The sequence below is a fragment of the Citrobacter sp. Cpo100 genome, from assembly GCF_030332595.1.
GTDB lineage: Bacteria > Pseudomonadota > Gammaproteobacteria > Enterobacterales > Enterobacteriaceae > Citrobacter > Citrobacter portucalensis.
Genome location: NZ_JAOWHM010000037.1, coordinates 1,159,805 through 1,175,439, shown reverse-complemented (window position 1 = coordinate 1,175,439; position 15,635 = coordinate 1,159,805). Strand labels below are relative to the sequence as shown.

General features: G+C 52.2%; 21 protein-coding genes. All 21 read left to right on the top strand.

Annotated elements, in window-relative coordinates; translation table 11 throughout:
- Positions 1-22: 22 nt before the first annotated feature.
- Entirely contained in the window at positions 23-877 is an 855-nt protein-coding gene (locus OGX96_RS21380) for a GPO family capsid scaffolding protein (RefSeq protein WP_286584184.1), read from the top strand.
- 61 nt (positions 878-938) lie between these two features.
- The gene (locus OGX96_RS21375) at positions 939-2,006 is read left to right on the top strand and encodes a phage major capsid protein, P2 family (RefSeq protein ID WP_048218187.1); all 1,068 of its coding nucleotides are present in this window, start codon (positions 939-941) and stop codon (positions 2,004-2,006) included.
- A gap of 3 nt (positions 2,007-2,009) precedes the next feature.
- Positions 2,010-2,765, top strand: a complete 756-nt coding sequence (locus tag OGX96_RS21370) for a phage terminase small subunit (protein ID WP_286584183.1) — start codon at positions 2,010-2,012, stop codon at positions 2,763-2,765.
- Between the two features lie 99 nt (positions 2,766-2,864).
- Positions 2,865-3,371 (top strand): head completion/stabilization protein, encoded by a 507-nt coding sequence (locus OGX96_RS21365; RefSeq protein WP_286584182.1) that lies wholly within the window; start codon positions 2,865-2,867, stop codon positions 3,369-3,371.
- The gene (locus OGX96_RS21360) at positions 3,371-3,574 is read left to right on the top strand and encodes a tail protein X (protein ID WP_286584181.1); all 204 of its coding nucleotides are present in this window, start codon (positions 3,371-3,373) and stop codon (positions 3,572-3,574) included. The genes OGX96_RS21365 and OGX96_RS21360 overlap by 1 nt, the downstream gene beginning before the upstream one ends.
- Positions 3,565-3,786 carry a phage holin family protein gene (locus tag OGX96_RS21355; protein WP_048234979.1) on the top strand — a complete coding sequence of 74 codons (222 nt, stop codon included), beginning with the start codon at positions 3,565-3,567 and terminating at the stop codon, positions 3,784-3,786. Before OGX96_RS21360 ends, OGX96_RS21355 begins: the two co-directional genes overlap by 10 nt.
- A complete protein-coding gene (locus OGX96_RS21350; RefSeq protein ID WP_171862558.1) occupies positions 3,770-4,282 on the top strand; it encodes a lysozyme in 513 nt (170 codons plus the stop codon). Before OGX96_RS21355 ends, OGX96_RS21350 begins: the two co-directional genes overlap by 17 nt.
- On the top strand, positions 4,279-4,710 hold the full coding sequence (locus OGX96_RS21345) for a DNZ54_00345 family protein (RefSeq protein ID WP_286584180.1): 432 nt from the start codon (positions 4,279-4,281) through the stop codon (positions 4,708-4,710). Before OGX96_RS21350 ends, OGX96_RS21345 begins: the two co-directional genes overlap by 4 nt.
- Positions 4,692-5,120 (top strand): Rz-like lysis system protein LysB, encoded by a 429-nt coding sequence (lysB, locus tag OGX96_RS21340; RefSeq protein WP_286584179.1) that lies wholly within the window; start codon positions 4,692-4,694, stop codon positions 5,118-5,120. Before OGX96_RS21345 ends, lysB begins: the two co-directional genes overlap by 19 nt.
- Entirely contained in the window at positions 5,008-5,253 is a 246-nt protein-coding gene (gene lysC / locus OGX96_RS21335) for an Rz1-like lysis system protein LysC (protein WP_232034640.1), read from the top strand. Before lysB ends, lysC begins: the two co-directional genes overlap by 113 nt.
- Positions 5,216-5,683 (top strand): phage tail protein, encoded by a 468-nt coding sequence (locus tag OGX96_RS21330; protein ID WP_088168999.1) that lies wholly within the window; start codon positions 5,216-5,218, stop codon positions 5,681-5,683. Before lysC ends, OGX96_RS21330 begins: the two co-directional genes overlap by 38 nt.
- Positions 5,676-6,131 (top strand): phage virion morphogenesis protein, encoded by a 456-nt coding sequence (locus tag OGX96_RS21325; protein WP_286584178.1) that lies wholly within the window; start codon positions 5,676-5,678, stop codon positions 6,129-6,131. Before OGX96_RS21330 ends, OGX96_RS21325 begins: the two co-directional genes overlap by 8 nt.
- A gap of 236 nt (positions 6,132-6,367) precedes the next feature.
- Entirely contained in the window at positions 6,368-8,749 is a 2,382-nt protein-coding gene (locus tag OGX96_RS21320) for a DUF4238 domain-containing protein (protein ID WP_286584177.1), read from the top strand.
- A gap of 132 nt (positions 8,750-8,881) precedes the next feature.
- Positions 8,882-9,523 carry a phage baseplate assembly protein V gene (locus OGX96_RS21315; RefSeq protein WP_286584176.1) on the top strand — a complete coding sequence of 214 codons (642 nt, stop codon included), beginning with the start codon at positions 8,882-8,884 and terminating at the stop codon, positions 9,521-9,523.
- The gene (locus tag OGX96_RS21310) at positions 9,520-9,870 is read left to right on the top strand and encodes a GPW/gp25 family protein (protein WP_103928624.1); all 351 of its coding nucleotides are present in this window, start codon (positions 9,520-9,522) and stop codon (positions 9,868-9,870) included. The genes OGX96_RS21315 and OGX96_RS21310 overlap by 4 nt, the downstream gene beginning before the upstream one ends.
- A gap of 5 nt (positions 9,871-9,875) precedes the next feature.
- Positions 9,876-10,784, top strand: a complete 909-nt coding sequence (locus tag OGX96_RS21305; protein WP_286584175.1) for a baseplate assembly protein — start codon at positions 9,876-9,878, stop codon at positions 10,782-10,784.
- Positions 10,777-11,307 (top strand): phage tail protein I, encoded by a 531-nt coding sequence (locus OGX96_RS21300; protein WP_047090164.1) that lies wholly within the window; start codon positions 10,777-10,779, stop codon positions 11,305-11,307. The genes OGX96_RS21305 and OGX96_RS21300 overlap by 8 nt, the downstream gene beginning before the upstream one ends.
- 10 nt (positions 11,308-11,317) lie before the next feature.
- Positions 11,318-13,195: a phage tail-collar fiber domain-containing protein gene (locus OGX96_RS21295; RefSeq protein WP_286584174.1), complete on the top strand. Its 1,878-nt coding sequence runs from the start codon at positions 11,318-11,320 to the stop codon at positions 13,193-13,195.
- 12 nt (positions 13,196-13,207) lie between these two features.
- A complete protein-coding gene (locus OGX96_RS21290; protein ID WP_286584173.1) occupies positions 13,208-13,735 on the top strand; it encodes a tail fiber assembly protein in 528 nt (175 codons plus the stop codon).
- 128 nt (positions 13,736-13,863) lie between these two features.
- Positions 13,864-15,057, top strand: a complete 1,194-nt coding sequence (locus tag OGX96_RS21285; protein WP_286584172.1) for a phage tail sheath protein — start codon at positions 13,864-13,866, stop codon at positions 15,055-15,057.
- A 12-nt stretch (positions 15,058-15,069) separates the two neighbouring features.
- Positions 15,070-15,588, top strand: a complete 519-nt coding sequence (locus tag OGX96_RS21280) for a phage major tail tube protein (RefSeq protein ID WP_041327772.1) — start codon at positions 15,070-15,072, stop codon at positions 15,586-15,588.
- Positions 15,589-15,635: the final 47 nt, after the last annotated feature.

Below are 15,635 nucleotides of genomic sequence, written 5' to 3'. Positions count from 1 at the left end.
CCAACATCAGGACACCTGAACAATGGCAAAGAAAGTTTCTAAATGGTTTCGCATCGGCGTCGAGGGTGACACCTGCGATGGCCGTGTCATCAACGGTGATGACATTCAGGACATGGCGGATACCTTTGACCCGCGCGTCTACGGTTGCCGCATTAACCTCGAACACATCAAAAGCCTCTGGCCTGACAGTCCGTTTAAACGTTACGGCGACGTGACCGAAGTGAAAGCGGAAATCATCAGTGATGACTCTGCGCTGAACGGCAAAAAAGCGCTGTTTGCCAGGATTGCACCGCTTGATGAACTGGTGAGCATGGTGCGTGCCGGTCAGAAGGTTTACACCTCCATGGAAATTCGCCCGAATTTCTCAAATACCGGTAAATGCTATCTGATTGGTCTCGCTGTGACCGATGACCCGGCAAGCCTCGGCACCGAATATCTTGAATTCTGCAGCCGTGCGGTGCAGAACCCGCTCGCCGGTAAGAAAGACCAGCCGGGCGACCTCTTCTCGGTGGCCTCCCTTGCTGAGCTGGAATTCGAGGATGTTCCCGAGACCATGCTCAACAGCCTGACCGACAAGGTCAAATCGATTTTCAGCCGCAAACAGGTCAGCGATGACGCCCGTCTTGCTGATGTGCATGAGGCAGTGACCACCGTCTCTGAGCAGGTACAGACCAACCTGACCGCCACCGAAACGCGCGTCACTGAGCTGGAAACCGCCTTTGCACAGCTAAAGCAGGACGTGACCAGCCAGACCACGCAGAGCACGCAGGCGTTTAACGCCCTGAAAAGCTCCCTCGATAACACCGAAAGCTATCGCCAGCCGCGCCGCGAGAAATCGAAAGGCGGGACGGGTGACGAGCTGCTGACCAACTGCTGACAGACCTGCCGGGTGCGCGTCGCCCGGCCTGATGCCCCTTTTTAGAAAAACAGGAATAACAATGCGTAAAGATACCCGCTTTAAATTCAATGCTTACCTGTCCCGCGTGGCGGAGCTGAACGGCGTCGACACCGATGATGTGGCGAAAAAATTCACCGTTGAGCCGTCCGTGACGCAGACCCTGATGACCACCCTGCAGGCGTCATCCGCGTTTCTGACCAAAATCAATATCGTGCCGGTCGACGAGCTGAAAGGCGAAAAAGTCGGGGTCGGCGTCAACGGTACGATTGCGAGCACCACGGACACCGCCGCCGATGACGAGCGTAAGACCGCTGATTTCACTGCGCTCGAATCCAACAAATACGAGTGTGCGCAAATCAACTTTGATTTCCATATTCGTTACAAGCAGCTCGACCTGTGGGCGCGATTCCAGGACTTTCAGACCCGTATCCGTGACGCGATTATCAAGCGTCAGTCGCTCGATTTCATCATGGCCGGTTTCAATGGTATCACCCGCGCGGAGACCTCCAACCGCAAAACGAATCCGATGCTGCAGGATGTCGCGGTGGGCTGGCTGCAGAAATACCGCAATGAAGCTGCCGCGCGCGTGATGTCCAACGTCACCGATGATGACGGCAAGGTCATTTCCGATGTGATCCGCGTGGGTAAAAACGGTGACTATGAAAACCTCGATGCGCTGGTGATGGATGCGACCACCAACCTGATTGATGAGATTTATCAGGATGACCCGGAGCTCGTCGTTATCACTGGCCGTAAGCTGATGGCAGATAAATATTTCCCGCTGGTCAACAAGGCGCAGGAAAACAGCGAAACGCTGGCCGCTGACATCATCATCAGCCAGAAGCGTATCGGCAACCTGCCTGCTGTGCGTGTGCCGTATTTCCCGGCGAATGCCCTGATGGTGACGCGTCTCGATAACCTGTCGATTTACTTCATGGATGATGCACACCGCCGCGCCATCATCGAGGAGCCGAAGAAAGACCGCGTCGAAAACTACGAGTCGATGAATATTGACTATGTGGTCGAGGCTTACGCCGCCGGTTGCCTGATTGAAAACATCAAACTCGGTGACTTCACTGCACCTGCCGCACCGGAAAGCGGGGAATAAGCCATGACGAGTCCCGCAGCGCGTCACATGATGCGGGTCTCGGCCTCTGAAACTGCGCGGCGGGCTGCTGCTCCGCTGCGCAATGCAACTGCCTATGAGCAGATGCTCGTCAAGCTGGCCGCAGACTGTCGCACGTTAAAACAAATCCGCTCCAATGAACGCAAGGCAGACAAAAAGCGTGAGCTGCTGCCGTTCTATATGCCGTGGGTGTCGGGTGTCCTCAGCGCCGGAAAAGGGGCGCAGGATGACATTGTCATGACCGTCATGCTGTGGCGTCTCGATGCGGATGACATCGCCGGTGCGCTGGAGATTGCCCGCTATGCGATGACCTATGGCCTGACCATGCCGACCGGCGGCCACCGACGCACCACGCCGTATTTACTGGCCGAAGAGGTCGCCCTGTCAGCGCAGCGCCTGCTCGATGCGAAACAGCCTGTCGGGCTGCAGCTCCTGCTCGACACCATCGCACTGACCGAACGGGCAGACATGCCGGATATCGTGCGCGCGAAGCTGCACAAAATTACCGGCTACGTGCTGCGTGAGGCTGGCCGTCTGACTGACGCGCTGGCGCACCTGCAGCGTGCGATCCAGTTAGAGCGAACTGTCGGTGTGAAAAAAGATATTGAACAGCTCGAGCGTGCGCTGAAACCCAAAGCAGAACCCGCACCCAAACAGAATAAACCGCGCACGCGCAAACCTGCCGCCAAACCGGCGGCACGGCGCGGGCGTCCCCCGAAAGCGGCAAAAGCCGCAGGTTAACAGAACGCTCCCCGAGCCGGGCGGCACGCCGGTCAATGCGGGTATTGATTGCCCTGACTGCGACCGGCGTCCACCGCCCACCCATTACCCGAGGTTGTCATGACGACAGTGATTATTGAGCCAAAGAAAGAGCCGCAGGATGTGCCGGGTGTGGTGATACCACCACCGGGCGTGAGCGAGCCGGTAATAAAAAACACCTTCTTTTTCCCTGATGTGGATCCGAAGCGTGTGCGCGAGCTGATGCGTCTGGAGCAGACCGTTTCCGCGCTGCGCCTGAATGATGCGATTAAAGCCGGTATGGCTGAAACCAATGCGGAGCTTGCCCTGTGGCGGGTTGAGCAAATGGGCGCAGGGCATAACACGCTGGCCGATGTGCCAGCCGATGATATCGATGGCGAAAGCGTGCGCTGTTTCCATTATTTCCGCGCCGTCTGCGCCATGACCAGTGCCACGCTGTTTGAGCGCTATCGCGGCATCGATGCGACGGCGAAAGGCGACCGCAAAGCGGAAAGCACCGAGGCGGTTATCGATGAGCTGTGGCGGGATATGCGCTGGTCTGTGGCGCGTATTCAGGACAAGCCGCGCTGTATTGTCGGCCAAATCTGATGAAGGTCAGGGCTATGCAGAGCGACACCCTCGATGCGATTTGCGCCCGGTATTACGGGCGCACTGAGGGCGTCGTTGAAACGGTGCTGAAGGCGAATCCGGGGCTGTCGGAGTTGGGCGTTATTCTGCCGCACGGCACGGCAATAGAGCTGCCCGAAACTGACAGCGCCCCGAAAACCGAGACGGTGAATTTATGGGACTGAGTGTGGAAAAAATCACGACGTTTATCGCTTACTGGCTGGCCGTGGGGCTGGCGTATTTCGGGGCGATGTCCCCCGAAAAGCTGGCGCTCTATGTGGGGAGTGCCTGCGCCATTTTTACCGCGCTGACGAATTACTGGTTTAAGCGCAAAACCTACCGCTACCTGACCTCACTCGGACTCGATAAGGAGGCTGCCCGTGAGTTCAATCATTAAACGCTGCAGTGTGGCCGCCGTGCTGGTGCTGGCCGCGCTGATGCCTGACTTTCGTCTGCTTAACACCTCGCCCGAGGGGCTGGCACTGATTGCCGACCTCGAAGGATGTCGCCTGACACCTTACCAGTGCAGCGCGGGAGTGTGGACGTCAGGCATCGGCCACACTGCCGGGGTGGTCCCGAAAGGGGATATCACAGAGCGACAGGCGGCGGAAAATCTCGTTGCCGATGTGCTCAACGTCGAGCAACGGCTCGCGGTCTGTGTGCCGGTGGATATGCCACCGCGCGTCTATGACTCGCTGGTCAGTTTTGCGTTTAACGTCGGAACCGGTGCGGCCTGCCGGTCGACGCTGGTCTCGTTTATCAAGCGTCACCAGTGGTGGCAGGCGTGTGACCAGCTCACCCGCTGGGTGTATGTCAACGGTACAAAAAATAAAGGGCTGGAGAACCGTCGCGCGCGGGAACTGGCGTATTGCATGAAAGGAGTGACTCAATGAAACAACACATTACCTCACTGATTTTTGATTTCCTGCTGACACTGATGCTGTTTATGGGATTGACGAACCCGCAGGGCGTGGCGGTCAATTTCGTTGCCGTATGGGCGCTGTTTGGCTGTCTGGTCTGCATTGCTGCCAGCCTCGCCGGTGTGGCTGCCTATGAACACTGGCAGGGAAACCGGCAAAAGGGTATCCCGTTGAATGATGCGGTGATGAAGATTTTCCGTTTTGTGTTTTGTCGTAAACCTTCCCCGCTGCGCCGCTTCTGGTCGCTGCTTATTTTTGCTGGCATTTTTTCCTGTCTGGTCGGCGCGGGATGGGTGTTTACAGCGCTGCTGTATCTGATTTGTGTTCTGGTGCTTAACGCTGTGCGTACTGCTTACCGTCAGCGCATCGAGGGGGCGGGGATGTGTCCAGATTCATTGTGATCCTTCTGGTTGCTGCGCTGGCCGGGTTGCTGTGGCTGCGACATGAAAATGAGAACTTATCACGGTCATTTGAGAAAGCGAATCGCGTCGCCAGTGCGCAAAAGACGACGATTGGCATGCTGAAAAATCAGCTTGCGGTATCGCAGCGAATCGCCAGGGCGAATGAGGATGCGCAGGTCAGACTCGGAGATGAGCTGACCGTTGCCGGTGAGCAGGCGGCAAGACGGGAAGAAACCATAACGAGGCTGATGAATGAAAACGAGACGTTACGCCGCTGGTACAGCGATAAGCTGCCTGATGCTGTGCGCCGGTTGCACATCCGAACAGGCTGCGCCTCCGCCGCCCGTTGTTTACAACGCCTGCCCGAAGGTGAGCCTCTGCCCGATGCCGGGAAGCGACCCCGTCAATAACGGTGATCTGAGTGCCGATATTCGCAGGCTGGAGCACGCGCTCACCGCCTGTGCGATTAAGGTCGAAACCATCAAAGACTGTCAGGATAAAATCGATGCAGAAAATGAAAAGCCTGCGCAAAGCGCTGAATGACGCCGTCCCGCAACTCCTGAATAACCCCGAGATGATGCGCATCTTTGCCGATGAGGGGAATATCGATGCGCGTCTCGCGGCCTCGTTGTCCCATGAAAAGAAATACACGCTGAATGTGATTGTGTGCGACTTTGTCGGCGACCCCGACCTGATTTTTGTGCCGGTGGCGGCGTGGCTGCGAGAAAACCAGCCGGATATCTGCACGCTCGATGACGGGCGCAAAAAGGGTTATCGATTCCAGATGGACTTAAATGACGGGGATAATGTTGATATCAGTATCAGCCTGCAACTGACTGAACGCACCCTTGTCCGGGAGGAAAACGGCGCGTTACACGTCAGCTATGCCCCGGAGCCACCCCTGCCGGAGCCTGTCACCCGTCCGACCGAGCTCTATATCAATGGCGAGCTGGTGAGTAAATGGGATGAGTGAATTAACGCCTTTTGATAACCAAGTGGCAGGGCTTATCGGAGCATTAGCTCCGGCGTCTCGTCGTAAGCTGGCCGCTGAAATTGCGAAGGAGCTGCGCAGATCGCAACAGCAACGTATCAAACAGCAAAAAGCACCTGATGGTACGCTGTATCAGGCGCGAAAGCGTCTGCCGCTCAGGGCAAAAAAAGGTCGAATAAAACGGGCGATGTTTCAGAAGCTGCGAACGAGTCGCTACATGAAAGCCAGTGGCCGCATTGATGCTGCTGTGGTGGAGTTTACTGGCAAAGTGCAACGCATAGCGCAGATTCATCAGCTCGGACTCAGAGACCGGCCTAACCCTCATGCTAAGGACGTGCAATACCCGGAACGCCAGTTGTTGGGATTTAGCAAAGAAGATAGAGTGCTGATAGAAAATGCAATTATTGATCATTTGAACAGTGGTAACTAACTTTAAATACTCCTATTTGGTAGTGTCATAATTTATCACGTGAGCACAATAAGATGTGATTGAGTTTTGAGCAAGAACCGGTGGGTAGTCATTCTGCAGGCGTTATTACCTATGTTTATTTTTTTCATCTAATAATGTGATTATGCGTACAAAAATTAGTTTTTACATTCAAGTGAGTCATATCTATGATATAGGCTAGTTGTACCCATAATCTTACTATAGGTATAGAAGAGAAAGTGACAAAAACTAGAGATAATCATTATGTTCCTCAATGGCATCAAAAAGGTTTTATGGAGGACAGGGAAAATCAACTTTGCTATTTAACACGTCGAGAGTTTCCCTTGCCTAATGGCAAAGTTAAAGTGGTTAATGAAAGGAAATGGTTCACGCCTGCGCAACGGTTTTATGAAGTGGATCTTTACTCTATATTATTTGGTAGTGAAGTTAATGATGATATTGAGAGGAAGTTATTTGGTCCTATTGACGAAAATGGCTCGAAATCTGTTTGGGCATTCCTGACAAACGATCAGTCACAGTGGCATTATAATTTCCAACATTTTTTCACTTATCTTGATGCTCAAAAATTACGCACACCAAAAGGTTTGGAATGGATTAAAACTAAGTATCATGGATTAAATCAAGAACGGCTCATGGTTGAAATGCAATCGCTTAGAACCATGCATTGTACGTTATGGGCTGAAGGTGTTAGAGAGTTCGTATCTGCAGAAGAGTCTGATGTTAAATTTATACTTTCAGATCATCCTGTGACTATTTACAATTATGCCTGTCCCCCAGATTCTGATTATTGTATTTATCCGAATGATCCTGATATAACCCTTAAGGGGACGCAAACAATATTTCCTCTGGATAAAAATCGTTGTTTGATTTTAACCAATCTTGAATATGCTGAAAATAATGAAAGTACAAACCCACTTGAACAGCGGACTAATCCTACTCGCATTCGTCGCAGCATGGTTAATACTATTAACTTTATTAATACTCGAAGGTTAACAAGTGATGAAGTTAGTCGCATTAATTATATAATTAAAAACAGGGCTAAAAATTCAATTGCTGCTGGAAAAGAGGATTGGCTATATCCCGAGAAAAGTGTGGTTTGTGATTGGGCTGAGCTCAGACATACCCTTTTACCACCATCGAAAGAATTGTTCGGATTTGGTGGGGAAATGTATCTTCGTTTTGAAGATGGAAGCGTTCATTATCAAGACGCATTTGGTAGAGATAAACCTTCAAATGAACATTTAAGTAAGGATGTTGATGAAAATAAATTAGGTCGTAACGATTTTTGTGGTTGTGGAAGTGGTCGGAAATATAAAAACTGCTGTAATGCTATTCCTGTTGATTTACGCACTAGTTGGAATGTTATGAGCATACGAGAACGAAACATCATGTTTTGTAATTGTATTAAAGATGTTCTTGGGCTAACTAAAGGAAAAGTATGGGGCGATGTAAGAAAAGAGTTATCTGAAGAACAAGTAAAGAAAATTTATGAGTTTTATACATTGCTGTGGCCTAGGGATACAGATGTTTACTCTCTTCTTCCTAAATCTGATGGAAAGTATCGTGGCTTATATTCAGGAGCGTTGGATGTTCGCACTATTACTTTAAATGCATTACCTGTTGCATCTTTTTTTGATGAGTTTTTAATCCAAAATCCAGTGACGAACCCTATTAATATTAAGCCGGAGTTTAGTCCTCTTAAATGCCCTGAAGAGTTTAAGTATCAAGCGCTCAAGGAGTTTTTATTTATGCTTGATATGGAACCGTTTATTTATAAAGGATTAATTAATCTCATCCCTGATCCGAGTGAGTTTGATATTGAGTTGAAAAGGGGGATGATGAATATGATTGATGAAAGGCGGCAAAAAGAACAGGTTATTAATAAACAAGATTATATGTTGCTTCATGCTTTGATGGTTGAGGATGTACTTAATTCATTGGTCGGGAATTCTAAAGAAGAAAAGATTCAGTTTATTAGTGAAACGTTGGGTATTGATAAAGTTGATGCAGAAGGGGTGGTATCAGTGTTTGAGCGAGAGTCTGAACATTCACCATTAATGATGTTACAGGCATTACCACGCAGAAGATGCGGTCAGTTTATGATGAATCGCATGGAGCCAAATTATGAAATGGCCTTGCTTATTGCTCAAGTAACTGGTTCTGTTTTGGTCACGGATAGTGGTTCAAGATTGAGACAGTTTATGTCCGCGCAGCATCGTAATCAGGGGGTGGCTAGCTATCCTTGGGGTGATATGTTTTCCAGCTTTAAACAAATACCAATCGATGTTCAATTTTTATATGAATTTAATAAATCCCAAGGAAGGTTTGCGAGTGTGAGGGGACTCCTTAAAGCGACTGATAGAATTGTTAGGGAAAATACGCGTAATGTTGCTCAGTTAGCTACCATGAAAAAAATGATTGATGATTTGATGAGAGGATTGAATGAAGCCTCTGATTCGATAATTTTAAAAAAACTGAATATATCCAGTCCGGATGGCGGTTTCTCAGATGTGAATGTTCAGCGATTATTAGCCAGTTCAAGTTGTTTGAAGTATGACAACCAAGTGAGAACAGTTTATGGAATTGATATATTAGAGTAATGTCTATTGTTTATTAAGTACACCTAATTGTCATTTTATTGCTATTTTGACAATTGGGGGCCAATTGTTGTGCCATTTTCCACAAAACCCCGCCTGATTGCCGCTGGCCTTGCCCGGCGGCATCCTTTCCCCATGAATACTTTAAATTCCATTCAGGATATCGCCCGCGCGATCCGAAACCTTATCCGCACCGGCATTGTGACTGCAGTCAATCCCGATGAGGGGCTCTGCCGTGTCCAGACCGGCGGGATGCAAACCACCTGGTTAAACTGGCTGACCTGCCGCGCCGGTCGCTCGCGTGTCTGGTGGGCTCCCTCGGTTGGCGAGCAGGTGCTCATTCTTGCCATTGGCGGCGAGCTCGACACCGCTTTTGTGTTGCCCGGTATTTTTTCTGATGACCATCCCGCGCCGTCGGCCTCGCCTGATGCCTTTCACGTTTCCTTTCCTGACGGGGCGGTTATCGAGTACGAACCCGAGAGCGGGGCGCTCACGGTAAGCGGTATTAAAACCGCTGACGTCACCGCGTCGGACGCCATTACCGCAACTGTGCCGCTGGTACTGGTCAAAGCGTCCACCCGTATCACGTTCGATACCCCCGAGGTGGTCTGCACCAACAAACTGACCACGGCCACGCTTGAGGTGCAAAAGGGCGGGAAGATGAGCGGCGACATCGAGCACGGCGGCGGTACGTTCAAATCCAACGGCGTACAGGTGGATGACCATGACCACGGCGGAGTGAAACGGGGCGATGACAGAACGGTGGGGACAAAATGACGACGAGCTATCTGGGCATGAACAGTCATACCGGGCTCAGTATTTCTGAGGTTGAGCATATCAGGCAGAGCGTGCGCGACATTCTGGTCACGCCTGTGGGCTCGCGCGTCATGCGCCGTGAATACGGCTCGCTGCTGTCGGCGCTTGTTGACCAGCCGCAGACCCCGGCACTGCGCTTGCAGATTATGGCCGCCTGCTATTCCGCGATCCAGAAGTGGGAGCCGCGCGTCAGCCTGACGACCATCACCTTTGAACGTGGGGAGAATGACGGCGCGATGTATGTCGATATCACCGGCACGCGGTCAGCGTCAGGCCAGCCTTTTTCTATCACCATTCCACTGAGTTAAACACTATGGCTATTGTTGACCTGAGCCTGCTCGCTGCGCCTGATGTGGTGGATGAGCTGGACTATGAAACCATTCTGGCAGAACGAAAAGCGACGCTTGTCTCACTGTATCCCGAGGAACAACAGGAGGCGGTTGCGCGCACGCTGACGCTTGAATCGGAGCCGATTGTTAAGTTACTGCAGGAGAACGCTTACCGGGAGGTTATCTGGCGTCAGCGCGTGAATGAATCGGCGCGCGCGGTCATGCTGGCGTATGCCGCCGGTAATGACCTCGATAATATCGGCGCAAATTTCAGCGTCGGGCGTCTTGTTATCACGCCTGCCGATGAGACCACACTGCCGCCCACACCTGCCGTTATGGAGTCAGACACCGATTACCGTCTGCGTATTCAACAGGCGTTTGAAGGAATGAGCGTGGCCGGGTCTGGCGGTGCTTATCAGTTCCATGGCCGCAGCGCTGACGGACGGGTCGCGGATATCTCAGTGACCAGCCCGTCGCCCGCCTGTGTGACGATTTCTGTGCTGTCGCGTGAAAACAACGGCGTCGCCTCTGATGAGCTGCTCGCCGTGGTACGTAACGCACTTAACGCCGAAGATGTCAGGCCGGTCGCAGACCGTGTGACGGTGCAGTCAGCCGACATTGTTGACTACCAGATAACCGCCTCGCTTTATCTCTATCCCGGTCCCGAGAGTGAACCCATTCGCGCCGCTGCCGTGAAAAAGCTGGAGGGCTATATCAGTGCGCAGCACCGCCTCGGGCGTGACATTCGCCTGTCTGCCATTTATGCCGCGCTGCATGTCGAGGGTGTCCAGCGTGTGGAGCTGGCCGCACCGGTGGCTGACCTCGTGCTCAGCAGTGCGCAGGCGTCATTTTGCACTGATTACAGCATTGTGATCGGGGGCTCGGATGAGTGATACCCGTCTGCTGCCGGTGGGCTCGTCACCGCTTGAGGTGGCGGCGGCGCGTGCCTGCGCGGATATCGAAAACACCCCCGTCCCGCTGCGTCGTCTGTGGAGCCCTGACACCTGCCCGGCAAATTTGCTGCCGTGGCTGGCGTGGGCGTTTTCTGTCGACCGCTGGGATGAGAACTGGCCGGAGGAAACGAAGCGCGCGGTCATCCGTGATGCGTACTTTATTCACTGTCACAAAGGCACTATCGGTGCTGTTCGTCGGGTGGTGGAGCCACTCGGTTATGTCATCAACGTTACGGAATGGTGGGAGACCAGCGACCCGCCCGGCACATTCCGGCTTGATATCGGTGTGCTGGAAAGCGGTATTTCTGAGGAAATGTATTTTGAAATGGAGCGCCTGATTGCGGATGCGAAACCTGCCAGCCGTCACCTGATTGGCCTGAATATTATCCAGGACATTCCCGGTCATATGTATGTCGGTGGTGTGGTGTATGACGGCGACATTATTACGGTTTATCCCGGATGAGTGAGGAATAATGAGCACGAAATTTAAAACAATTATTACCACCGCCGGAGCTGCAAAACTGGCGGCGGCCACGGTGCCAGGAGGTAAAAAGGTGAACTTTACCGCGATGGCCGTCGGGGATGGCGGTGGCGTACTGCCGGAGCCGAACGTCGGGCAGGTAAAGCTCATCAATGAAGTCTGGCGTCATGCGCTGAATAAAATCAGCCAGGACAATAAAAATAAAAACTACATCGTGGCAGAGCTGGTCATCCCTCCTGATGTGGGAGGTTTCTGGATGCGCGAGCTGGGTCTGTATGATGATGCAGGCACGCTGATTGCCGTTGCCAATATGGCTGAAAGTTACAAGCCGAAGCTGGCCGAGGGCTCGGGGCGTGCGCAGACCTGTCGCATGGTGATTATTGTCAGCAACGTTGACTCGGTGGCGTTGTCCATTGATGCAACAACGGTGATGGCAACGCAGGATTATGTCGACGATAAACTCGCCGAGCATGAGCAGTCCCGCAGGCATCCTGATGCCACGCTGAACGAAAAAGGTTTTGTGCAGCTCAGTAGCGCCACCGACAGCGAGTCTGAGAGCCACGCAGCGACGCCGAAAGCAGTTAAGGCGGTGTATGACCTTGCTAATGGTAAATATACGGCTCAGGACGCGAGCACAGCGCAAAAAGGCATTGTGCAACTAAGCAGCGCAACTGATAGCAATGATGAAGGTAAGGCCGCAACCCCGAAAGCGGTTAAGGCTGCGTATGACCTTGCCAATGGTAAATATACAGCTCAGGACGCGAGCACAACGCTAAAGGGTATTGTACAACTCAGCAGCGCTACTGATAGCGATGACGAAGGTAAGGCCGCCACGCCAAAGGCAGTAAAAGCGGCCAATGTCAACGCAGAGAGGCGGTTAGCTAAAGAGCAGAACGGCAGGGATATTCCGAATAAACCTTTATTTGTTCAAAATATTGGTTTGCAGGATACGGTTGATAAGGCAGACGGGGCAGTACAGCGAAGTGAGGTCCAGACTTCGCAGGATGATGTTACTGCCGGAAAATTGCTGGTTAATGGTAGCGCTATTGCTGTTCGTAACATCAGCGCAATCAATGGAGGACAGGTAGACGATGCTAATAACCTTCCGGTTAATGCAGCATCGTTTGTCTATGGTGATGCCAAAAACTCACCGAGTGGAAATACAGGGACTATCCTGGATGTTTCCGGGCTTGGTAGCGGTTATAGCATTCAGCTATTCGCTAACTACTCGACAGGCGAAATACTGGCGTTTCGTGCGCGTAATGGTGATAACAGAACATGGAATAAATGGAATTTTGTGTTTCATACTGGAAATAAACCAACCTCTACAGATGTGGGTGCGCTACCAATAACAGGCGGTGATTTAAAGGGGCAACTTTCCTTTTCATTCTCGCAGCCCAGAAATGGCGCTAACCACTTAATATACAACGGCGATGATAAAGGAATACTGGCTTGCGGATATGGTTATTATCAGGACAGATTTGATATTCATTTTTATGATGAAAACGGGGCGTGGGCATCAAATCCTTTATCCATAGGGCGTAATGGTAATACGACAGTTAGCGGGAATTTGTCAGGCCGTGCTGTTTATGAAGGTAACACTCGCGTTTACTCACCCAACAACCCGCCTCCAGCCACTGATTTATCAGGTTACGTCACGCAACAGTGGGTGCTACAAAACTTTGTCCAGAACATCGACCTTACCGCCCCTGCTGAGGTTGGATTTTGGGATGGGCGGGGTTATATGCGTCCGACTGATGGCGCGGCTATGTATAACTTTAATATGGTTGGTGGGAGCAGCAACGTCGGTAATTTTATTATTCGCTATATGCGAAAACAGGTTAATAGCACATGGTACGTCATTAATTAAAGGTAAATAAAAATGCAGAGTTTTGGTAAATTCATTCCTTACATTCCTGACACCACCAACAGGCCAAAAGTCATTGACGGCCAGAATGTCCTGTTTTTACAGGATGACAAAGGTAATGACTGGTATGACGTAATTGAGTTATTTGATGAGTCAAAGACGCTGAAAATCGGCTATGACGATGATGGTCGCGTCAGAACATTCACGACAAATATTCATGCGCTTTTCCCGGTTAACCTCAGTGTTGTTGAGCTTTCGGCAACAAAGGCTAATCTGCGTGTCACGCTGGGTGATGACTGGTTTTATAAAGACGGGAAATTGCAGCAAATTCGCGACCATATGGCTGACGCCGAAACAGAACGCAACAGCCGGATGAGTGAAGCAACAGCGCGTATTAACTGGCTGGAGGATGCACAAAAAGATGGCGATATCTCAGCCGATGAAGAAAAAGAACTTACGGAATTACGTGCTTATCGTACTGCGTTACGTCGTCTGGATTTGAGTACTGCACCGAAAATAAACTGGCCTGATGCTCCGGCATGATAAAAGCGGGTGAAAACCCGCTGTCTTTTCTCTGGCCGGTTGTGCCAGACCTTATCCAACCCTGACAAATAGCCCGCCATCACCACACAACAGAAAATACACTCACCCTTAACCACGGAGTTAAACGGATGAGTGATTTTCATCATGGCGTAGAGGTCATCGAAATTAACGATGGCGTACGCACCATTTCCACCGTCTCAACGGCCATCATCGGCATGGTCTGCACGGCCAGCGATGCTGACGAAAAGACATTTCCCCTCAATGAGCCGGTGCTCATTACTAACGTGCAAAGCGCTATCGGCAAGGCGGGCAAAAAGGGGACGCTGTCGACATCCCTGCAGGCCATCGCTGACCAGTGCAAACCGGTCATTGTGGCCGTGCGCGTGGCCGAAGGCGCAGAAGACCCGGACGACCCGGAGGCCGGGAAGAAACAAACGATTTCCAACATCATCGGCACGACCGACGAAAACGGTAAATACACCGGCCTGAAAGCGCTGCTGACGGCGCAGACCATCACCGGCGTGAAGCCGCGCATTCTCGGCGTGCCGGGTCTTGATCCGCAGGAAGTGGCGACGGCGCTCGCGTCCACCTGCCAGAGCCTGCGCGCCTTTGGCTATGTCAGTGCGTGGGGCTGTAAAACCATTTCTGATGCCATCAACTACCGAGAGAATTTCAGCCAGCGTGAGCTGATGGTTATCTTCCCGGATTTTCTGGCATGGGACACCACGGCGAATGAGACTGCGACAGCCTGGGCAACGGCGCGCGCGCTCGGTCTGCGTGCCAAAATTGACCAGACCGTCGGCTGGCATAAAACCCTGTCAAACGTCGGCGTGAATGGTGTCACCGGCGTCAGTGCCTCGGTATCATGGGATTTGCAGGAGCCCGCGACCGACGCCAACCTGCTTAACAAAGCCGGTGTTACGACGCTTATCCGCAATGACGGTTTCAAGTTTTGGGGAAACCGCACCTGCTCAGATGACCCGCTTTTCCTGTATGAGAACTACACCCGCACCGCGCAGGTACTGGCCGACACGATGGCGGAGGCGCACGCGTGGGCGATGGATAAACCCATTACTCCGACCCTCATTCGAGACATCGTATCGGGTATCAATGCCAAATTCCGCGAGCTGAAAAATAACGGGTATATCGTTGACGGCTCCTGCTGGTATGACCCGGAGTCGAACGAGACCGCGACCCTGAAAGTCGGGAAACTGTATATCGATTACGACTACACCCCCGTCCCGCCGCTGGAGAACCTGACCCTGCGCCAGCGCATCACCGATACCTATCTGGCGAACCTGTCGGACTCGGTCAACAGCTAAGGAGCTCAGAGCATGGCGTTACCCCGCAAACTGAAATATCTGAATATGTTCAACGATGGCCTCAGCTACATGGGCGTCGTTGAGTCCGTCACCCTGCCAAAACTGACCCGCAAGCTGGAGAAATATCGCGGTGGCGGGATGCCGGGCGCGGTATCAATTGACCTCGGCCTCGATGACGACGCGCTGTCGCTGGAATGGACGCTCGGCGGTCTGCCTGACGTTGAGCTGTGGGCGCAGTATGCCTCGCCGGGGGCTGACAGTGTGCCGCTGCGCTTTACCGGCTCTTTCCAGCGTGATGACACCGGAGCGATTTCTGCCGTCGAGGTGGTGATGCGTGGCCGTCACAAAGAATATGACGGCGGTGAGAACAAGCAGGGCGAAAGCGGCACGACCAAAATGTCGACCGAGTGCGCCTATTACCAGCTCACGATTGATGGCCGCGAAGTCATCGAGATTGACGTCGTTAACATGGTGCTGAAAGTCGACGGCGTCGACCGTCTGGCGGAGCACCGCCGGGCGATTGGCCTGTAATCCCTTACCCGGTCAGTGAGGCTGGCCGGTCACTTTTCCTGATGAGA

Coding starts and splice junctions, on each gene's coding strand:
- OGX96_RS21325 (WP_286584178.1), top strand. CDS start 5,676: ATGAGTGAATTAACGCCTTTTGATAACCAAGTGGCAGGGCTTATCGGA.
- OGX96_RS21285 (WP_286584172.1), top strand. CDS start 13,864: ATGAGTGATTTTCATCATGGCGTAGAGGTCATCGAAATTAACGATGGC.
- OGX96_RS21290 (WP_286584173.1), top strand. CDS start 13,208: ATGCAGAGTTTTGGTAAATTCATTCCTTACATTCCTGACACCACCAAC.
- OGX96_RS21370 (WP_286584183.1), top strand. CDS start 2,010: ATGACGAGTCCCGCAGCGCGTCACATGATGCGGGTCTCGGCCTCTGAA.
- OGX96_RS21310 (WP_103928624.1), top strand. CDS start 9,520: ATGACGACGAGCTATCTGGGCATGAACAGTCATACCGGGCTCAGTATT.
- OGX96_RS21380 (WP_286584184.1), top strand. CDS start 23: ATGGCAAAGAAAGTTTCTAAATGGTTTCGCATCGGCGTCGAGGGTGAC.
- OGX96_RS21315 (WP_286584176.1), top strand. CDS start 8,882: ATGAATACTTTAAATTCCATTCAGGATATCGCCCGCGCGATCCGAAAC.
- OGX96_RS21280 (WP_041327772.1), top strand. CDS start 15,070: ATGGCGTTACCCCGCAAACTGAAATATCTGAATATGTTCAACGATGGC.
- OGX96_RS21355 (WP_048234979.1), top strand. CDS start 3,565: ATGGGACTGAGTGTGGAAAAAATCACGACGTTTATCGCTTACTGGCTG.
- OGX96_RS21345 (WP_286584180.1), top strand. CDS start 4,279: ATGAAACAACACATTACCTCACTGATTTTTGATTTCCTGCTGACACTG.
- OGX96_RS21295 (WP_286584174.1), top strand. CDS start 11,318: ATGAGCACGAAATTTAAAACAATTATTACCACCGCCGGAGCTGCAAAA.
- OGX96_RS21360 (WP_286584181.1), top strand. CDS start 3,371: ATGAAGGTCAGGGCTATGCAGAGCGACACCCTCGATGCGATTTGCGCC.
- OGX96_RS21305 (WP_286584175.1), top strand. CDS start 9,876: ATGGCTATTGTTGACCTGAGCCTGCTCGCTGCGCCTGATGTGGTGGAT.
- OGX96_RS21375 (WP_048218187.1), top strand. CDS start 939: ATGCGTAAAGATACCCGCTTTAAATTCAATGCTTACCTGTCCCGCGTG.
- OGX96_RS21300 (WP_047090164.1), top strand. CDS start 10,777: ATGAGTGATACCCGTCTGCTGCCGGTGGGCTCGTCACCGCTTGAGGTG.
- OGX96_RS21330 (WP_088168999.1), top strand. CDS start 5,216: ATGCAGAAAATGAAAAGCCTGCGCAAAGCGCTGAATGACGCCGTCCCG.
- OGX96_RS21365 (WP_286584182.1), top strand. CDS start 2,865: ATGACGACAGTGATTATTGAGCCAAAGAAAGAGCCGCAGGATGTGCCG.
- lysC (WP_232034640.1), top strand. CDS start 5,008: ATGCTGTGCGCCGGTTGCACATCCGAACAGGCTGCGCCTCCGCCGCCC.